18 protein-coding genes are annotated in these 17921 nt (G+C 69.6%); 8 read left to right on the top strand and 10 right to left on the bottom strand.

What is annotated here, in order from left to right:
- The first annotated feature begins 84 nt into the window (after positions 1-84).
- Entirely contained in the window at positions 85-1014 is a 930-nt protein-coding gene (locus LOS78_RS15520) for an ABC transporter ATP-binding protein (protein WP_230377410.1), read from the top strand.
- Positions 1011-1772: an ABC transporter permease gene (locus LOS78_RS15515; RefSeq protein ID WP_028713280.1), complete on the top strand. Its 762-nt coding sequence runs from the start codon at positions 1011-1013 to the stop codon at positions 1770-1772. Before LOS78_RS15520 ends, LOS78_RS15515 begins: the two co-directional genes overlap by 4 nt.
- 59 nt (positions 1773-1831) lie before the next feature.
- Here the strand turns inward: LOS78_RS15515 and LOS78_RS15510 are convergent, their stop codons facing one another.
- Both LOS78_RS15510 and LOS78_RS15505 read right to left on the bottom strand, forming a co-directional pair.
- The gene (locus tag LOS78_RS15510) at positions 1832-2188 is read right to left on the bottom strand and encodes a hypothetical protein (protein WP_028713281.1); all 357 of its coding nucleotides are present in this window, start codon (positions 2186-2188) and stop codon (positions 1832-1834) included.
- Between the two features lie 63 nt (positions 2189-2251).
- A complete protein-coding gene (locus LOS78_RS15505; RefSeq protein ID WP_230377409.1) occupies positions 2252-2704 on the bottom strand; it encodes a hypothetical protein in 453 nt (150 codons plus the stop codon).
- Between the two features lie 127 nt (positions 2705-2831).
- Between LOS78_RS15505 and rimO the strand changes: the two genes are divergently transcribed.
- The 3 genes from rimO (at position 2832) to ettA (ending at position 6875) form a co-directional block, all read left to right on the top strand.
- A complete protein-coding gene (rimO, locus tag LOS78_RS15500; protein ID WP_230377408.1) occupies positions 2832-4214 on the top strand; it encodes a 30S ribosomal protein S12 methylthiotransferase RimO in 1383 nt (460 codons plus the stop codon).
- A 78-nt stretch (positions 4215-4292) separates the two neighbouring features.
- A complete protein-coding gene (locus tag LOS78_RS15495) occupies positions 4293-5150 on the top strand; it encodes a sulfotransferase (protein WP_230377407.1) in 858 nt (285 codons plus the stop codon).
- Positions 5151-5219: 69 nt separating this feature from the next.
- The gene (ettA, locus tag LOS78_RS15490) at positions 5220-6875 is read left to right on the top strand and encodes an energy-dependent translational throttle protein EttA (protein WP_230377406.1); all 1656 of its coding nucleotides are present in this window, start codon (positions 5220-5222) and stop codon (positions 6873-6875) included.
- A gap of 26 nt (positions 6876-6901) precedes the next feature.
- On the opposite strand, the gene LOS78_RS15485 is transcribed toward ettA, so the two are convergent.
- The 3 genes from LOS78_RS15485 to lysM all read right to left on the bottom strand — a co-directional run bounded on the left by LOS78_RS15485 (position 6902) and on the right by lysM (position 9685).
- Positions 6902-7174 carry an HNH endonuclease gene (locus tag LOS78_RS15485; RefSeq protein ID WP_028717031.1) on the bottom strand — a complete coding sequence of 91 codons (273 nt, stop codon included), beginning with the start codon at positions 7172-7174 and terminating at the stop codon, positions 6902-6904.
- A 4-nt stretch (positions 7175-7178) separates the two neighbouring features.
- Positions 7179-9065 (bottom strand): acyl-CoA synthetase, encoded by a 1887-nt coding sequence (locus LOS78_RS15480; RefSeq protein ID WP_230377405.1) that lies wholly within the window; start codon positions 9063-9065, stop codon positions 7179-7181.
- Between the two features lie 131 nt (positions 9066-9196).
- Entirely contained in the window at positions 9197-9685 is a 489-nt protein-coding gene (gene lysM / locus LOS78_RS15475; protein ID WP_230377404.1) for a peptidoglycan-binding protein LysM, read from the bottom strand.
- Positions 9686-9966: 281 nt separating this feature from the next.
- On the opposite strand from lysM, the gene LOS78_RS15470 reads away from it, so the two are divergent.
- A complete protein-coding gene (locus LOS78_RS15470) occupies positions 9967-10356 on the top strand; it encodes a CAP domain-containing protein (RefSeq protein ID WP_230377403.1) in 390 nt (129 codons plus the stop codon).
- 617 nt (positions 10357-10973) lie between these two features.
- On the opposite strand, the gene LOS78_RS15465 is transcribed toward LOS78_RS15470, so the two are convergent.
- From LOS78_RS15465 to tsaD, 5 genes are all read right to left on the bottom strand, one after another.
- Positions 10974-12764, bottom strand: a complete 1791-nt coding sequence (locus LOS78_RS15465) for an ABC transporter transmembrane domain-containing protein (protein WP_028717027.1) — start codon at positions 12762-12764, stop codon at positions 10974-10976.
- A 77-nt stretch (positions 12765-12841) separates the two neighbouring features.
- Complete coding sequence (locus tag LOS78_RS15460; protein WP_028713291.1) at positions 12842-13267, bottom strand: EVE domain-containing protein; 426 nt, start codon at positions 13265-13267, stop codon at positions 12842-12844.
- Entirely contained in the window at positions 13267-13539 is a 273-nt protein-coding gene (locus tag LOS78_RS15455; RefSeq protein WP_036698393.1) for a YciI family protein, read from the bottom strand. The genes LOS78_RS15460 and LOS78_RS15455 overlap by 1 nt, the downstream gene beginning before the upstream one ends.
- Positions 13539-14483: an NAD(P)H-dependent glycerol-3-phosphate dehydrogenase gene (locus tag LOS78_RS15450; RefSeq protein ID WP_230377402.1), complete on the bottom strand. Its 945-nt coding sequence runs from the start codon at positions 14481-14483 to the stop codon at positions 13539-13541. The genes LOS78_RS15455 and LOS78_RS15450 overlap by 1 nt, the downstream gene beginning before the upstream one ends.
- Positions 14480-15550 (bottom strand): tRNA (adenosine(37)-N6)-threonylcarbamoyltransferase complex transferase subunit TsaD, encoded by a 1071-nt coding sequence (tsaD, locus tag LOS78_RS15445; RefSeq protein WP_230377401.1) that lies wholly within the window; start codon positions 15548-15550, stop codon positions 14480-14482. Before tsaD ends, LOS78_RS15450 begins: the two co-directional genes overlap by 4 nt.
- 64 nt (positions 15551-15614) lie before the next feature.
- Here tsaD and LOS78_RS15440 point away from each other — a divergent pair, with 64 nt between their 5' ends.
- Together LOS78_RS15440 and LOS78_RS15435 are read left to right on the top strand one after the other, a co-directional pair.
- The gene (locus tag LOS78_RS15440; RefSeq protein ID WP_230377400.1) at positions 15615-16289 is read left to right on the top strand and encodes a uroporphyrinogen-III synthase; all 675 of its coding nucleotides are present in this window, start codon (positions 15615-15617) and stop codon (positions 16287-16289) included.
- A gap of 126 nt (positions 16290-16415) precedes the next feature.
- Entirely contained in the window at positions 16416-17918 is a 1503-nt protein-coding gene (locus LOS78_RS15435) for a hypothetical protein (RefSeq protein ID WP_230377399.1), read from the top strand.
- The last annotated feature ends 3 nt before the right edge of the window (positions 17919-17921 follow it).

The raw sequence follows: 17921 nt of genomic DNA, 5'->3' as shown, positions 1-17921 counted from the left end.
GTTTTCGCCATTGCACCCGCGGCCGGTTGCGGTCCAACCTGCCCGGCGGATTCGCGGGCCTTCGGGCCAGAACAGGGGGACGGGATGCGTCCGATCATCGACATCGACCATGTTTCCAAGCGCTACGGCAGCGGCACGGTGGCGCTGAACGACGTCTCGCTGCAGATCGAGGAAGGCGAGATCCTGGCGCTGCTCGGCCCGAACGGCGCCGGCAAGACCACGCTGATCTCGATCATCTGCGGCCTGGTGGTGCCGACCGGCGGCACGGTGCGCGTCGGCGGCCACGACATCCGCACGGACTGGCGCGCGGCGCGCAAGCTGATCGGCCTGGTCCCGCAGGAGATCGCGCTGGAGCCCTTCGAAAGCGTCCTCGACTGCGTGCGCTTCACCCGCGGGCTTTACGGCGAGCCGCCGGACGAGGTCTATATCGAGCAATTGCTGCGCAGCCTGGCGCTGTGGGACAAGCGCGAGGCCAAGACGCGCGAGCTGTCGGGCGGCATGAAGCGCCGGGTGCTGATCGCCAAGGCGCTGTCGCACCGGCCCAAGGTGCTGTTTCTGGACGAGCCGACGGCGGGCGTGGACGTGACGCTGCGCCGCGAGATGTGGCAGGTGGTGCGCGAATTGCGCGCCGAGGGCGTGACCATCATCCTGACCACGCATTACCTGGAAGAGGCCGAGGACATGGCCGACCGCATCGGCGTCATCAACCGGGGCGAGCTCTTGCTGGTCAAGTCCAAGGACGAGCTGATGGGCGAATTCGGCAAGAAGCACCTGACCGTCTCGCTTTACGAACCGCTGGCGGCGCTGCCCGCCGAACTGGCGGGGCGCGGGCTGGTGCTTTCGGCCGACGGGCGCGAGTTGGGCTATGACTACGACACGAGGGCCGAGCGCACCGGCATCGCGCATCTGCTGGCCGAACTGGCCGAGCGCGGCATCGCCGTGCGCGACGTCTCGACCAAGCAGAGCAGCCTCGAAGAGATCTTCATGTCGCTGGTCGAGGAGGAAACCGCATGAACTGGCGTTCCGCCCGTGCCGTCTTCAACCACGAGATGGCGCGGTTCTTCCGCACGATCTGGCAGTCGCTGGCCTCGCCGGTGCTGTCGACGGTGCTGTATTTCGTCGTCTTCGGCGCCGCCATCGGCGGGCGCATCCAGGCGGTCGAGGGCGTGGCCTATGGCGCCTTCATCGTGCCGGGGCTGATGATGCTGACGGTGCTGCAGCAATCGGTGGCCAATGCCAGCTTCGGCATCTACTTCCCGAAATTCGCCGGCACGATCTACGAGATCCTCGTCGCGCCCACCGGCTGGATCGAGGTCACGCTGGGCTTTGTCGGCGCCGCCGCCACCAAGGCCGTGATGATCGCGCTGGTGATCCTTCTGACCAGCTTCTGGTTCACCGGCGTGCATATCGCGCATCCGTTCTGGATGCTGGCCTTCCTGGTCCTGACCGCCGTCGCCTTCTCGCTCTTGGGCTTCATCATCGGCCTTTGGGCCAAGAATTTCGAGCAGTTGCAGATCGTGCCGATGATGGTCATCACGCCGCTGGTGTTCCTGGGCGGCGCCTTCTACTCGGCCTCGATGCTGCCGCCCTTCTGGGAGGGGGTCGCCAAGCTCAACCCGGTGCTCTACCTGATCTCGGGCTTCCGCTGGAGCTTCTTCGGCTTTGCCGACGTGCCGGTGGGCCTGTCGCTGGCCGCGGTGGCGCTGATGATCCTGGTCTGCATGGGTGCGATTCGCTGGATCTTCCTGACCGGCTGGCGGCTGCGGGAGTGATCCCCGTCGCGCCGCCGGGCCGCGCCTGAGCGCGCGCCTGCGGCCGATGCGCCGCCCCTTTACGGCCGGCAGGGCGTTCCGGCCTTGGCCATCTGTGCTGCGTGCCGGCCAAGCGCCGCCGCCTGCTGCTGCAGCCAGGCATCCGCCGCCTGGCGTCCCTGCGCCTGCAGTCGCCGGTGGTATTCCGGCCGCAGCCGCTCGCGGCTGGCCGAGATCGAGCAGTCGGCCGTCCGCACCGGCTTCTTGCCCGCCTTGCCGGCGGGCGCGCCGCCGTTCGGCGCGGTCTGCTGTTCCAGCAGGTCGCCCTGATGCATGATCATCGCCTGGTTGCCGGCGTCGAACCACGGCGTCTGCGCGGCCGCTGCGCCAGCCCAGATCATGGCCGCGGCGACCGCGGCCCATCCTTGTCCCGACATGGCTGTCCTCCTTGGGTCCAGCCTGCCATGAAACCGCGCCCTCGTCACCCCGCTGGGTGCGTTTCAGCGCCGGCACAGCCGGGTCTGCGGGTCCAGCCGGACATATTCCCGCGCCGAGATCTTCTGCATCTGCAGCGAGTGCTTCCAGCGCGCATTCCACATCTGCAGGATGCCGTTGCGGTAATATTGCGCCATCAGCTCGTCCACGATCGGCGGGATGATCCGGGTGCCCGGCAGCCGCGGGGCATGGAATCCCACCGTCGCATTCGGTCCCAGGCAGGCGTTCGGCAGGGTGATGTAGATGGTGCAGGCCGAGCGGCAATAGCCCCGCACCTCGACCGGGCGGCCGCTGGCCGCCAGCCGGTTGCGATACCGGATCGCCTCGACCACGTTGCCGCCGCGGTTGTTCATGATCACGATGGGCTCGCCCCGGCCGCGCTGCTGGGCCTGCGCCTCGGGCGCGGCCAGCAGGACCAGGGTCAGCAGCAGGGCAAGGCAAGCGGAAATCCGGGGCATGAGGGCGCGCATCCTGTTCGTCATCCCCGCCGATATGCCCGTTCCGGCGCGCAAGGCCAAATGACGTTCCGGCGAGCCGCGCTTCCTGCTTAACAAGCGGCCCGCTTGCCACTATATGCCGCGCATCATGAGCCAGAACCCGCCCCTGTTGCGCCCCGATCTAGCCCCCAGCCCGATCTTCGACTCTGCACAAGGGGAGGGGGGGCGAAGGGACGGGCAACCGACCATCGGCATGGTCAGCCTCGGCTGTCCCAAGGCGCTGGTGGACAGCGAGCGCATCCTGACCCGCCTGCGCGCCGAGGGCTATGCCATCAGCCCCGATTACAAGGGCGCCGGCGCGGTGATCGTGAACACCTGCGGCTTCCTCGATTCGGCCAAGGCCGAGTCCCTGCAGGCCATCGGCGAGGCGCTGTCGGAAAACGGCAAGGTGATCGTCACCGGCTGCCTGGGGGCCGAGCCGGAATACATCACCGGCGCGCACCCTTCCGTGCTGGCGGTGACCGGCCCGCAGCAATACGAGCAGGTGCTGGACGCGGTGCATTCCGCCGTGCCGTCCGCGCCCGATCCGTTCGTGGACCTGCTGCCGGCCTCGGGCGTCAAGCTGACCCCGCGCCATTACAGCTATCTGAAGATCTCCGAGGGCTGCAACCACGCCTGCAAGTTCTGCATCATCCCCGACATGCGCGGCAAGCTGGTGTCGCGCCCGGCGCATGCGGTGATCCGCGAGGCCGAGAAGCTGGTCGAGGCCGGCGTGCGCGAGCTGCTGGTGATCTCGCAGGACACCTCGGCCTACGGGCTCGACCGCAAGTTCGCCGAGGAGCGCGGGCATCGCGCGCATATCACCGACCTGGCCCGCGACCTTGGCCAACTCGGGGCCTGGGTGCGGCTGCATTACGTCTATCCCTATCCGCATGTGCGCGACCTGATCCCCTTGATGGCCGAGGGGCTGGTGCTGCCCTATCTGGACATCCCCTTCCAGCACGCCCATCCGGACACGCTGCGCCGCATGGCCCGGCCCGCGGCGGCGGCCAAGACGCTGGACGAGATCGCCGCCTGGCGCGCCGTCTGCCCCGAGATCACCCTGCGCTCGACCTTCATCGTCGGCTATCCCGGCGAGACCGAGGCCGAGTTCCAGACCCTGCTGGACTGGCTGGACGAGGCGCAGCTGGACCGCGTCGGCTGCTTCCAATACGAGAACGTCAAGGGCGCGCGGGCGAACGACTTGCCCGACCACGTGCCCGACGAGGTCAAGCAGGACCGCTGGGACCGTTTCATGCAGAAGGCGCAGGCGATCTCCGAGGCGAAGCTGGCCGCGAAGCTCGGCAGCCGCATCGAGGTGATCGTGGACAGCGTCGATGCCGAAGGCGCCACCTGCCGGACCAAGGCCGATGCGCCGGAAATCGACGGCAACCTGTTCATCGACCAGGGCTTCGAGGATCTGACCCCCGGCGACATCGTGACGGTGACGGTGGACGAGGCCGGCGAATACGACCTCTGGGGCCGGCTCTGACCGGCGATGACCGCCCCGGTTGTGGCGCGGGCCCGGCTGGCTTATCAGGGGCGGCAGCGACGCAACAAGGCGGCACGGATGAACTGGGACCCTGAAGGCAAGCCCCGCAAACCCGATTTCCTGGGCATCGGCGCCCAGAAGGCCGGCACCACCTGGCTGTCGCAGATGCTGAGCCAGCATCCCGAGGTCTGGACGCCTCCGTTCAAGGAGGTGCAGTTCTTCAACCATCGCTTTATCGAGGAGCATCGCAAATGGCTGCCCTGGCATTTCCGCCGCGGCCGCCAGAACATCGAGAAACGCTGGGCCGCCCGCGGCGAGGAGATGCCGCGCCACATGGTGCGCTATCTTGACCGCATCACCCGCGAGCCGATGTTCACCAACCATTGGTACAAGCTGGTCTTCGCCCCGGCGCCCGAGGGGGCAAAGGCGATCGACGTCACCCCGGAATATTCGACCCTTCCGCCGGAAGGCGTGGATTTCGTGGCGAAATTCCTGCCGCAGGCGAAGTTCGTCTATATCATCCGCCATCCGGTGGATCGCGCCATCTCGCAGCTCAAGATGAACCTGACCCGCGCGCGCCGCCGCCCGAAGGGCGTCGAGGACTGGCTGCGCGAGGTCGAGGATCCGGTGCTGATGGATCGCGGCGACTACATGCGCTATGTGCCGCGCTGGAACGCGCACTTCGGCCCCGACCGGCTGCTTTACATGCCCTTCGGCATGATCGCCCGCGATCCCCTGGGCTTCCTGCGCCGGGTCGAGGATTTCCTGGGCCTGGCCCCGCATGATTATCGCGATGTCGGCAAGAAGGTCTTCGCCTCGGACAACGCGCTGGTGGTGCCCGACAAGGCCCGCGCCCGGCTGCGCGAGAAGCTGGAACCGCAGTTCGAGTTTCTCGACCGGACCTTCGGGCCGGAATTCACCCGGCAGTTCCGCTGAGCCTTCCCCTTTCGCCGCTGCTCGACTACATAGCGCGCAACTTCACGGGTTCAGCAACGAGGAAAGATCATGGCCTCCTACCAGTTCGTTTACCACATGGACGGGGTGTCCAAGACCTATCCGGGCGGGAAGAAGACCTTCGAGAACATCCGCCTGAACTTCCTGCCCGGCGTCAAGATCGGCGTCGTCGGCGTGAACGGCGCCGGCAAGTCGACGCTGCTGCGCATCATGGCCGGCATCGACAAGGACTTCACCGGCGAGGCCTGGGCCGCCAAGGGCGCGACCGTCGGCTACCTGCCGCAAGAGCCGCAGCTGGACCCGGCCCTGAACGTGCGCGGCAACGTCATGGAGGGCGTCAAGGCCAAGCAGGCCAAGCTCGACCGCTACAACGAGCTGGCCATGAACTACTCGGACGAGACCGCCGACGAGATGGCGAAGCTGCAGGACGAGATCGACGCCGAGAACCTCTGGGATCTCGACAGCCAGATCGACGTCGCCATGGAGGCGCTGCGCTGCCCGCCGGACGATGCCGACGTGGAAAGCCTGTCGGGCGGCGAACGCCGCCGGGTGGCGCTGTGCAAGCTGCTGCTGGAACAGCCCGACATGCTGCTTCTGGACGAACCGACCAACCACCTGGACGCCGAGACCATCGCCTGGCTGCAAAAGCACCTGATCGAATATCCCGGCACCATCCTGATCGTCACCCACGACCGCTATTTCCTCGACGACATCACCGGCTGGATCCTGGAACTCGACCGCGGCCGCGGCATCCCCTACGAGGGCAATTACTCGGCCTGGCTGGAGCAGAAGGCCAAGCGGCTGGAACAGGAAGCCCGCGAGGACAAGGCCAAGCAGAAGACGCTGGAGCGGGAACTGGAATGGATCCGCGCCGGCGCCAAGGCGCGTCAGGCCAAGCAGAAGGCCCGGATCAACGCCTATAACGAGCTGGCCAGCCAGTCCGAACGCGAGAAGCTGACCCGCGCCCAGATCATCATCCCCAATGGCGAGCGGCTGGGCAACAAGGTGATCGAGGTCGACGGCCTGAAAAAGGCCATGGGCGACAAGCTGCTGATCGAGGACCTGACCTTCAGCCTGCCGCCGGGCGGCATCGTCGGCGTGATCGGCCCGAACGGCGCCGGCAAGTCGACGCTGTTCAAGATGCTGACCGGGCAGGAAAAGCCCGATGCCGGCGAGATCAGCTACGGTGACACGGTGAAGCTTTCCTACGTGGACCAGTCGCGCGACGCGCTGGACCCCAACAAGACGGTGTGGGAGGAAATCTCGGGCGGGGCCGAGCAGATCGAGCTGGGCGACGCGACGATGAACAGCCGCGCCTATTGCTCGGCCTTCAACTTCAAGGGCGGCGACCAGCAGAAGAAGGTCGGCCTGCTTTCGGGCGGCGAACGCAACCGCGTCCACATGGCGAAGCTGCTGAAGTCCGGCGGCAACGTGCTGCTGCTGGACGAACCGACCAACGACCTGGACGTCGAGACGCTGCAGGCGCTGGAGGCGGCGCTGGAGGATTTCGCCGGCTGCGCGGTCATCATCTCGCACGACCGCTTCTTCCTCGACCGGCTCTGCACGCATATCTTGGCCTTCGAGGGCGACGCCCATGTCGAATGGTTCGAGGGCAATTTCGAGGATTACGAGGCCGACAAGGTCCGCCGCCTCGGCCCGGATTCCATCGAACCGAAGCGGGTGAAATACAAGAAGTTCACGCGCTAGGGCCGGCGCCCTGTGCAGGGTGCGCCCTAGCGCACCTTGCCCTTCCAGCCCGGCGGCCGCTTCGCCACCCAGGCGAAGAAGCGCGCCAGTTCGGGATGGCCGCGCAGCGCCTCGACCGTGTTGTATTGCCGTGCAAGCTCGGTCTCGCTCAGCTTGCGATGGATGGTCGAGTGGCAGACCTGATGCAGCAGCACCATCTCGCCGCCCTTGCCGCCGCGCAGCTTGGGAACCAGATGGTGCCGGCTTTGCGGCACGCCCGGCGGGATCGGCCGCCCGCAAAGCGGGCAGACCGGGTTCATGGCTTCAGGCCCATTCCCAAGGCAGGGTGAACTGGCCCAGGCAATCGGCCACCGCCTTGTCATTCACCGTGCCCCGCCGCGCCAGCCTTGCCACCAGCCCGCGTTTGCGGTCGTCCACCACCTCGGCCACCTCGACCGCCAGCCCGGCCCCGGCCAGCGCCTCGTCGTAGACGCGCTTGATCGCCAGCTTGCGCAGGTCGGGCTTGAAGATCTTGCCCACCGCGGTCTTGGGCAGTTCCGGCAAGATCTCGATATGCTTCGGAACGGCGGCGCGTTCGTGAATATGGGCGCGGGCATGCTCCATCAGCTCGTCCAGGCCGACCTCGGCCCCGGCGACCAGTTCGACATAGGCGCAGGGCAGCTCGCCCGCGAAGCTGTCGGGCTGGCCGATGGCGCCGACCGAGGCGACCTTGGGATGCGACAGCAGCGCGTCCTCGATCTCGGCGGGGTCGATGTTGTGGCCGCCGCGGATGATCAGGTCCTTGGCCCGGCCGGTGATCCACAGATAGCCGTCGGCATCCATCCGGCCCAGATCCCCGGTGCGCAGGAAGCGCCCCTCGGCAAAGAGGTCCTTGTTCTTGTCGGCCTCGGTATAGGTCGAGCCCTCGAAGACGCCGGGATTGGCGATGCAGATCTCGCCGATCTCATCGGTGGCGCATTCGCGGAAGCCGCCGTTCTGGCGCTGCAGGATCCGGACATGGGTATAGGGCAGGGGCAGGCCGACGGAGCCGACCTTCTTCAGCCCGTCGATGGGGTTGCAGGACACGAGGCAGGTCGCCTCGGTCAGCCCGTAGCCCTCGGCGATCTCGACCCCGGTCGCGGCCTTGAAGCGGTTGTAAAGCTCGATCGGCAAGGGCGCCGAGCCCGAGATCGCGGTCTTCAGCGACGAGACATCGGCATCGACCGGGCGCTGCATCAGCGCGGCGATGGCCGTGGGCACGGTAATCAGGAAGGTCGCCTGCCAGCGTTCGATCAGCTTCCAGAAGTTGTCGAATACTCCCTCGCCGCGATAGCCGGCCGGCGTCGGCATGACCAGCTGCGCGCCCGACATCAGGCAGGACATCAGAACCGGATAGGCCGCGAAGACGTGGAACATCGGCAAGGGGCACATCAGCACGTCGGTTTCACTGAACAGCAGCGTGCCGCCCAGCCAGCCGTTGTAGACCATGCCCGATTGCTTGTGCTGGGCGACCTTGGGCATGCCGGTGGTGCCGCCGGTGTGGAAGAAGGCGGCGACGCGGTCCTCGGCCGGTTCGTCGAAGGTCAGGCGGTTGTGCTTCTGGGCGCTGGCGGCGGCTTCGAAATCCATCACCTTGGCATGGTGCCGGGTCGGGACCTTGGGCCGCATCAGCGGCACCAGCAGGCGCTTGACGCCGGTCAGATAGCCGCGCAGGTCCACCTCAAGCACGGTCTGCACGTTCGGGGCCTGCGCCACCGCCTCGGCCGCCTTCTGGGCGACTTCGGATTTCGGGAAGCTCTTCAGCGTCACCAGCACCCTGGCGCCGCTCTCGCGCAGGATGGCGGCGATGTGGTCGGGTTCCAGCAGCGGGTTGATCGGGTTGACGATCCCTGCCGTCGCCCCGGCCAGCAGCACGATCGGCGCCTCGATGCAATTGGGCAGCAGATAGGCCACCACATCCCCCGGCCCGACGCCCAGGCTGCGGAACAGGTTCGCCGTCTCGGTCACCCGCTCATGCAACTCGGTCCAGGTCAGCGTGCGGGCCGGAGCCTTCGGGTCCGAGAACAGCTGGAAGCTGGTCGCCGGGCGCTGGGGATGGCGGTCGCGGGTCTCGGTCAGGGCCTGATAGACCGTCTGCGGCACCTGGCGTTGCGCATAGGGCATCTCCGTCTCGACCGCATCGCGGTCTGCGACGTTCGCGAACCTGACCATTATCCTACCTCCCAGTTCTTCCTCCCGGGGTCGCGCCCCGCCGAGAGGCAGAATGGTCCAACTATCAGCGTGCTGGCAAGCGTTCCGCCACGCCAGCCGGGCGGCGAACGCAGCGTCGCGGCCGGCAGGGGTCAGGTCTGGGGAATGCGCAGGGTCTGGCCGGGATAGATCTTGTCGGGATGGCTGAGCATGGGCTTGTTGGCCTCGAAGATCTCGGGATAGCGGCTGGCCTTGCCCAGGTATTTCTGCGCGATGGCCGAAAGCGTCTCGCCCTTTTGCACGGTATGGAACACCGGGGCCGCTGCGGTCGGGGCGGGGGCTTCCGTGCCGGCGCCCTCGGCCAGCTCGACCCGGGCGATGCCCTTGATGTTGCCCACCGCCAGGATCAGCTTCTCCAGCGTCTCCTGATTGCGCGCCTTGCCCGAGATCACCACCGTGTCGCCGCGCAGTTTCAGGTGCACGTCCTTGCCGGTCAGGCCCAGGGCGGACAGTTCGGCCTTGAGCGCCGCCACCTTGCGGTCGGTGTCGCTTTGCGCGGGCTGCGCGGGCGCCTCCAGCGCCTCGGCTTCCGAACCGAAAAGCGATTTGCCGGCGTCCTTCACGAAATCCCAGATAGCCATGACCTCTCCTTTCAGGCTGCGTCTCGGGCGGCAACGCTCCGCCGATCCGCCGGTTCCAGACAAATTTAAGCAATCAGAAGTTGAGAAAATGGACCGTCGCTCCTAGCTTCTGCCCGTCTAGAGGAAATCGAATGTTGAACACATCTGCTAAATTCCTGCTTTTTGTCGCATTTCTTGGCTTGGGGGTGCCTGCCGCCTGGGCGGAAGGGGTGCGAATCTCGACGAAATCGGTCGGGCCCGGCGGGGCGGGCCCGGGGACGGTCACCTGCTACCAGACCTCGATGCCTGAAAACGAGGCAGCGGTGCGCGCCACCAACGCCACCCGCCAGGCGCGGGGGCTGCCGCCCCTGCGGTCCAACCGGGATCTTGCCGCGGCGGCGGCGCGCCATGCCTGCGACATGGCCAAGCGGGGGGTGATGTCGCATCGCGGCAGCAAGTCCTCGGGGCCGATGCAGCGGCTGAAGAGTCAGGGCTACAAGCCCCGCGTCGCGGCCGAAAACATCGCCGCCGGTCCCTGGGGGCAAGAGCGCGTGCTGCAGGAATGGGCGCGTTCCAGGGGCCATCTTGCCAATATCCTGATCCCGCAGGCCCGGCATTACGGCATCGGCAAGGCGGTCGGGGCGGATGGCAAGACCGTGTTTTGGGCGGCGGTCTACAGCGCCCCGCGCTGAACGGACCCGCCCCGGCCTCCCAGCCGCGGCGCTTTCCGGATGCGACCCTGCCCCGGTATTGCCGGTTCCCCGCTGCCGTGCCGAGAAGGCCAAGGTGGGCGGAGAGGGGTGGATCCGCCCCACCGCGCCGCGAGACCAGCCGCTTGACCGAGGCCCTCGCGCGGCCATCATCACGGCGCTTGCGGTTGCAGGCCCGCGCGGCAGGGGCGATCTCCCGTTGCCGTTGCCATGGAAGGGCGGAGTCGGTCCGGCAGCGCCCGGAAGCCCGGTTGCCTGACGGGAGCCCGGAAACCCCGCAGCCCGATCGATTCACGCGAGGCCGTTTCGCCGCCGTTTCCCTTGCTGCGGTTGCGGGCTCGCCGCGGCCCTCACGACGCCCCCGGGGTGCGCCGAACGACATGGACCGCAGGCTGGAGAGGGTCTTCACAGCTGCTGCGCCGTTGTCGAATTGCCGGAGCGTGGATCGCCGGGCCGGCTCCTCGCCACGACGCCGGGGGTATGCGGGGGGGGGGATCATGGCCGGGCCATGAAACGGGCCTGCCTTCACCATGGCCGGGCGGCGGGAATCTCGGGGCGGCCGTCGCCTCCCCGCATCGCGCCTGTCGCCTGGCCGCCGCTTACGCGGTTTCCGCCGCGCCTTCGGTGAATTGCAGCCGCGCCAGCCGGGCATAAAGCCCGCCCTGCGCCACCAGCTCCTCGTGCCGGCCCTGCGCCACGATCCGGCCGTGGTCGAAGACCACGATGCGGTCGGCCTTCTTCACCGTTGCCAGCCGGTGCGCGATGATGATCGTGGTGCGCGAGCGGGCCAGTTCGTCCACGGCATGCTGCACCAGCCGCTCGGATTCGGCATCCAGCGCCGAGGTCGCCTCGTCCAGGAGCAGGATCGGCGCGTCGCGCAGGATGGCGCGGGCGATGGCGATGCGCTGCTTCTGCCCGCCGGACAGCATCACGCCGCGCTCGCCGACGAAACTGTCATAGCCCTGGGGCAGCAGGCGCAGGAACTCGTCGGCATGGGCGGCGCGGGCGGCAGCCTCGACCTCGGCATCCGAGGCGCCGGGGCGCCCGAAGCGGATATTCTCGCGCGCGGTGGCGGCAAAGATCACCGGATCCTGCGGCACCAGCGCGATGGCCTGGCGGAAATCGGCCCGCGCCATGGCGCGCAGGTCGATGCCGTCGATGCGCACCGTGCCGGCATCCGGGTCCCAGAAGCGCAGCAGCAGCTGGATCACCGTGGTCTTGCCGGCGCCCGAGGGACCGACCAGCGCCACCGTCTCGCCGGGGCGGATGTCCAGCGTCACGCCCTCCAGCGCCGAACGGTCGGGGCGCGAAGGATAGTGGAAGGTCACCTCCTCGAAGCCGATGGCGCCCTTGACCGGGCGGGGCAGGGTGACGGGATCGGCCGGATCGGTCAGCGTGTCCTGCGTGGTCAGCAGCTCGGTCAGCCGTTCGGTGGCGCCGGCGGCGCGCTGCAGCTCGCCCCAGATTTCCGACAGCGCGCCGACGGCGCCGGCGACCAGCACCGCATAGATGACGAACTGCACCAGTTCGCCCACCGTCATCGCCTCCATGCGCACGTCGCGCGCCCCGACCCAGAGCACGCCCAGCACGCCCGAGAAGATCAGGAAGATCACGATCACCGTCATCACCGTGCGCGTCCTGACCCGGCTGAGCGCCGCGTCGAAGGAGCGGTCGGTGACCTCGGCGAAACGCGCGCGGGTCGGTCCCTCATGGGTGAAGGCCTGCACGGTCTGCGCCGAGAGCAGGCTTTCCGAGGCCGCGCCCGAGGACAGCGCGATCCAGTCCTGGTTCTCGCGCGAGAGCTTGCGCAGCCGCCGGCCCAGCACGACGATGGGCACCACGATCAGCGGCACCAGCAGCAGCACCAGGCCGGACAGCTTGGCCGAGGTCCAGACCAGCATCACCATGCCGCCGGCCAGGATCAGGAAATTGCGCAGCGCGATCGAGACCGAGGAACCGATCACCGACTGGATCAGCGTGGTGTCGGTGGTGATGCGGCTGATGATCTCGCCGGTCAGCACCCGCTCGTAGAAGGCCGGGCTCATGGCGATGACCCGGTCGAAGACCGCCTTGCGGATATCGGCGACCACCCGCTCGCCCAGCCGGGTGACGAGATAGTAGCGCATCCCCGTCCCCAGCGCGAGCAGCCCGACGATGGCCAGCGCCGCGCCGAAATACTGGTCCAGCAGATGCGCCCCGGCGTCGAAACCGTCGACCACCCGCCGCACGGCCAGCGGCAGGACCAGGCTGATCGCCGCCGTCACCGCCAGCGCGACCAGCGCCGCCGCCAGCAGCCCGCGATAGGGGCGGATGAAGGGCCAGAGCGCGCGGAGCGCGCCGATGCGGCGCGTGGTGGGGCGGTCGGCGATGATCGGGGTGCCGCGGGCCATGCTTGTCTTCCTTTGCCGTTCGGGCGGCCGGGCCGGGGGTGCGCGCGGCGCCCGGCCGGTTCCGGCATGCCGGTGCTTCAGATATCCCGCGTGCCGCCCGCGAGCTCCAGGATCACATCCCATTCCGCCTCCGAGACCGGCTGCACGGACAGGCGCGAATTGTTGACCAGCACCATCTCGGCCAGCCGCGGCTCGGCCTTGGCCTCGTCCAGCGAGACGGGGCGGTTGACGCGGGCGACGGCCCGGACATCGACGCATTCCCATTTCGGGTCCGCGGCGGTCGAGTCGGGATGCGCCTCGGCCACGACCTCGCAGATGCCGACGATCTCCTTGCCGATGTTCGAGTGGTAGAAGAAGCCGCGCTCGCCCTTCTTCATGGCGCGCATGTTGTTGCGGGCCTGATAGTTGCGCACCCCGTCCCATTGCTCGCCCTTGTCGCCGCGGGCGATCAGGTCGTCGAAGCTGAAGACGTCAGGCTCGGATTTGAACAGCCAATACGCCATCAGCCGATCACCTTCTTCCATTCGATCACCTCGACCGAGGCGAACAGGTCCGCCGCCTTGTAGGGGTCCTGCGCCGCCCATTCCTTGACCTGGGTCAACCCCTCGGCCTCGACCACCAGCAGCGAGCCGCGCATCTCGCCCTCTTCGATCAGCGGACCGGCCATCTGCAGGCCGGGCTGCGCCCTGAGAAAGGCCAGGTGCTTTTCACGGGTGTCGAGACGGGTTTGCAGCTTGCCGGGATGGTCGCGGCAGATCACGGCGAAAAGGGGCATCATTCCTCCTTGAGCGGGCGGTTCAGCAGAAAATCCAGCGCATGTTCCATGGCGATGCGGCCCTCGGCAAGGCCCGCGACCAGATTCGAGATCGGCATCTCGATCCCCAGCCTTTCGGCCAGTTGGGTGACGGCGCGGGCGGTGGCGGCGCCCTCGACCGTGGTGCCGGCGGCGAAGGGGCGGCGCGATCCCAGCGCCAGGCCATAGCGGAAATTGCGCGACTGTTCCGAGGTGCAGGTCAGCACCAGATCGCCCAGGCCCGACAGGCCGGGCAGCGTCTCGGGCCGGGCGCCGAGCGCAGTGGCCAGCCGCAGCATCTCGGCAAAGCCGCGGGTGACGATGCTGGCCCGCGCGCTGTCGCCATAGCCCGCGCCGATGGCGGCGCCGGCGGCGATGGCGATGATGTTCTTCAGCGCGCCGCCCAGCTCGGCCCCGGCGACGTCGGTGGTGCGGTAAAGCCGCAGCGTGGCGGTGGACAGCTGGCGTTGCAGCGCCTCGGCCGCGCCGGCGTCGGCGCAGGCCAGCGTCAGCGCCGTGGGCAGGCCGCGGGCGATGTCGGCGGCGAAGCTGGGGCCGGTCAGCACCGCCACCGTGGCATGCGGGCAGGCGGCGGCGATCAGCGCCGAGGGCCCGGTCAGCGTGGCCAGGTCGATGCCCTTGGCGCAGCTGACCAGATTGCGGCGGTCGAAGCGCCCGCCGTGCTCGGCCAGGAAGCCGCCCAGCACCTGCGCGGGCAGCGCGAGCAGCACGGTTTCGGCCGCGATCTGCTCCAGCCGGTCGGTGACGCGTAGCGCGGGCGGCAGCGAGACGCCGGGCAGGCGCGGGTTCTCGCGCGTCGCGGTCCAGCCGGTGTCGCGACCCCAGAGCGTGACCGGCCCCTTGCCTGCCAGCGAAACCGCCAGCGCCGTTCCGAAGGCGCCGGCCCCGATCACCGCGACGCTCATGCCTTGGCCCCCCGCTTGCCGGCGCCCAGCATCGGCGCGGCCGTCCGGTCCAGCGGCCAGCGCGGGCGCGCGGCCAGATCCATGCCGTCGCGCCGGCCGGCCCGGTAAGCCTCGATCCCGGCCCAGGCGATCATCGCGGCATTGTCGGTGCAAAGCCGCAGCGGCGGGGCGAGGAAGGACGCGCCCGCCTCGGCCGCGACCGCCTGCAAGGCCGTGCGCAGCGTCTCGTTGGCCGCGACGCCGCCGGCCACGGCCAGCGCCGGAGCGGGCGCCAGCGCCAGCGCGCGGCGGGTCTTTTCCGCCAGCACCTCGGCCACCGCCGCCTGAAAGCCGGCGCAAAGATCGGCGCGGTCCTGCTGGTGCAGGCCGCCCTGTGCCGCGACCAGTTCGTCGCGCTGGCGCAGGACGGCGGTCTTGAGGCCGGAAAAGCTCAGGTCGCAGCCCGGCCGGTCCAGCAGCGGCCGGGGCAGGGCGAAGCGCCGGGCATCGCCGGCGCGCGCGGCGTCCTCGACCGAGGGGCCGCCCGGCTGCGGCAGGCCCAGCAGCTTCGCCACCTTGTCGAAAGCCTCGCCCGGGGCATCGTCGATGGTGCCGCCGAGCCGGGCGAAATCCTCGGGGCCGTCCACGCGCAGGAACTGGCAATGCCCGCCCGAAACCAGCAGCAGCAGATAGGGATAGGCGACACCGTCGGTCAGCCGCGGCGTCAGCGCATGGCCGGCAAGGTGGTTCACGCCGATCAGCGGCAGGCCGCTGCCCGCCGCCAGCCCCTTGGCCAGCATGACCCCCGACAGCACGCCGCCGATCAGCCCCGGCCCGGCGGTGACGGCGATGCCGTCCAGATCCGACAGGCGCAGCCGCGCCTGGGCCAGCGCCTCCTCGACGCAGAGGTCAAGCTTCTCGGCATGGGCGCGGGCGGCGATCTCGGGCACCACGCCGCCGAAATCGGCATGCAGCGCCGTCTGGCCCGCCACCACCGAGGCCAGGATCGTCCGGTCGTCGCGCACCACGGCGGCGGCGGTATCGTCGCAGCTGCTTTCTATGCCCAGAAAGGTCAGTCCCATGCTCATCCTTGTTCCCGCGCCGCCAAGGGCCTAGGCAAGGGGGAAGTAACACCTTGTCAGGCCGATTGCCATGCCGCCCAACCCCGCGCCCATCCTGCTGCTGACCCGGCCCGAACCGGCCTCGCGGCGATTTGCCGCAGGGCTGGGACAGCCGGGGCTGAAGGTGCTGATCTCGCCCGTGCTGCGCATCCGGCCGGTCGCGCATGACGCCGCGCGGTTGGCGGCGGCGCGGGGGCTGGTCTTTACCTCGGTCAATGCCGTGCCGGCGGCGGGGCAGGGGCGCGGGCGGCCGGCGATCTGCGTCGGCCCGGCCACGGCCGAGGCGGCGCGGGCCGCGGGTTTCGACGTCACCGAGGGGCCGGGCGACGCGGCGCGGATGCTGCCGCTGCTGGAGGGGCTGGGCAAGGGCTGGCTGCATCCGCACGGCGCCCATGTCGCCAAGGTGCTGCCGGTGCCGGGCATGGTGGTCTATGACCAGCTGCCCCAGCCGCTGGACGGGCCGGCGCGGGCGGTGCTGGCGGGCGCGGCGCCGGTGATCCTGCCGCTGTTCTCGCCCCGCTCGGCGCGGATACTGGCGGATCAGGCGGCGGGGGCGCGGGCGCCGCTGTGGCTGGCGCCGATCAGCGCCGCGGCGCGCGAAGCCTGGACGGGGCCGGCGGCGCAGGTCGCGCTGGCGCCCACGCCCGACGCGGAGGGGATGCTTTGCGCGATCCGGCGCCTGCTGGCAACGGAACAATCCGCATGAGGGCGGGTTGAGGCGCCACGCCCCCGCGACTAGACTGCCGGCGGGAGCCAGGCATGATCGCGGGCGGAGGGGGCAGGGCCTGCCCCGGCAGCCGGGCTGCGACACGAAAGGGAACGGGGAAGAATTGTGAAGAAGCCAGAAACCAATTCCAGCGAGAACAAGGCAAGCCCCGGAAAAGACGGAAAGAAAAAAGCGGTTTCGGGCGCGGCGATCGACAGCCGCCCGGTCAGCGCCGGCGAGGGCGCCGCCGCCCTGAAGCCCGAGCCCAAGCCGCAGATCGAATCGAGGCTGGTCGGCAGCGGCACCGGCCCGGATGCCGCCGCGCCCAAGCCGGCGACCGGCAAGCCCTCCGCCGAATCGAAAACCGCCGTGCCGCCGTCCGCCGCCGAGGCGAAGCCGGGCACCGTGCCGCCGGTCGGCAAGTCGGATGCCGGGCCGGCCGAAGCGCCCAAGCCGGCCGTTTCGCAGCCGCAGCCCGCCAAGGTCGAAACCCGCGTGGTCGAGGTGCGCAAGGCCGGTTTCGCGCCGACCTTCCTGGGCGGCGTCGTCGCCGCCGGCCTGGGCGCCGCGGCGGCCTGGTGGGCGATTCCGCATCTGCCGCCCGCCTGGCAGCCGGTCGGGACCGATCCCGCCCCGACCGAGGCCCAGATCGCCGCCGCCCGCGAGGCCGCCATCGAGGCGGCGCGGGAGGAGATCCAGACCCAGGCCGACGCCTTTGCCAACCGCGCCTCCGAGGCCGGGGCGGATGCGGCGCGCCAGGCGCTGGCCGATGCCGAGGGGCAGTCCCAGGCCGGCCAGGCCGAGGCGCTGCAGGCGCAGGGGGAAAAGCTGGCCGCGCTGGAAAAGGCCGTCGCCGAACTGGCCGCGCGTCCCGTCGTGGCGCCGGTGGTCTCGGGCGAGGACAGCGACGGGTTGCAGCAAGTGCTGAACGAGCTGACCGCGCGGCTGGCGGCGCAGCAGGGCCGCATCGACGAGCTTGCGGCGCGTCCGGCGACCGATACGGCCACCGCCGAGCAGATCCAGGGCTTTGCCGCCCAGGCCGAGGCGCTGCAGGTGCAGATCGCCGCCGCGGCCGAGGAGGCCGAGAAGCGCATCGCCGCCGCCGAGGCGCAGGCCTCGACCCTGCAGGAAAGCGCCGAGGCGGCCAATCGCCGCGCCCAGGCCGCCACCGCCGCCGCCGCGCTGCAGGCCGCGCTCGAGACCGGCGGCCCGCGCGATCAGGCGCTGGCCGACCTGCGCGCCGCCGGGGTCGAGCCGCCCGCCGTGCTGGCCGGCGACGTGCCGACGCTGGGCCAGCTGCGCGCGGGCTTTCCCACCGCCGCGCGCGAGGGCCTGGCCGCCGCGCTGCGCGACGCGCCCGAGGCCGAGGGCGCGCTGGGCGTCATCGGGAATTTCCTGCGGGTGCAGACCGGCGCCCGCTCGGTCGAGCCGCGCGAGGGCGGCGATCCCGACGCCATCCTGTCGCGCGCCGATGCGGCGGTGAATGCCGGCGACATCAAGGGCGCGCTGGACGAGATCGCCACCCTGCCGCAATCCGCTCAGGCGGCGATGGCCGGCTGGACCTCCCGCGCCCGGACCTGGATCGAAGCCAATGCCGCGCTGGCCGCTCTGGCCGCGGGCAGCATGTAAGGG

The organism is Paracoccus sp. MA (genome assembly GCF_020990385.1).
Classification (GTDB): Bacteria; Pseudomonadota; Alphaproteobacteria; order Rhodobacterales; family Rhodobacteraceae; genus Paracoccus.
Note: the sequence above shows the minus strand (reverse complement) of the source record. Positions and strands in the feature narration are given on the sequence as shown.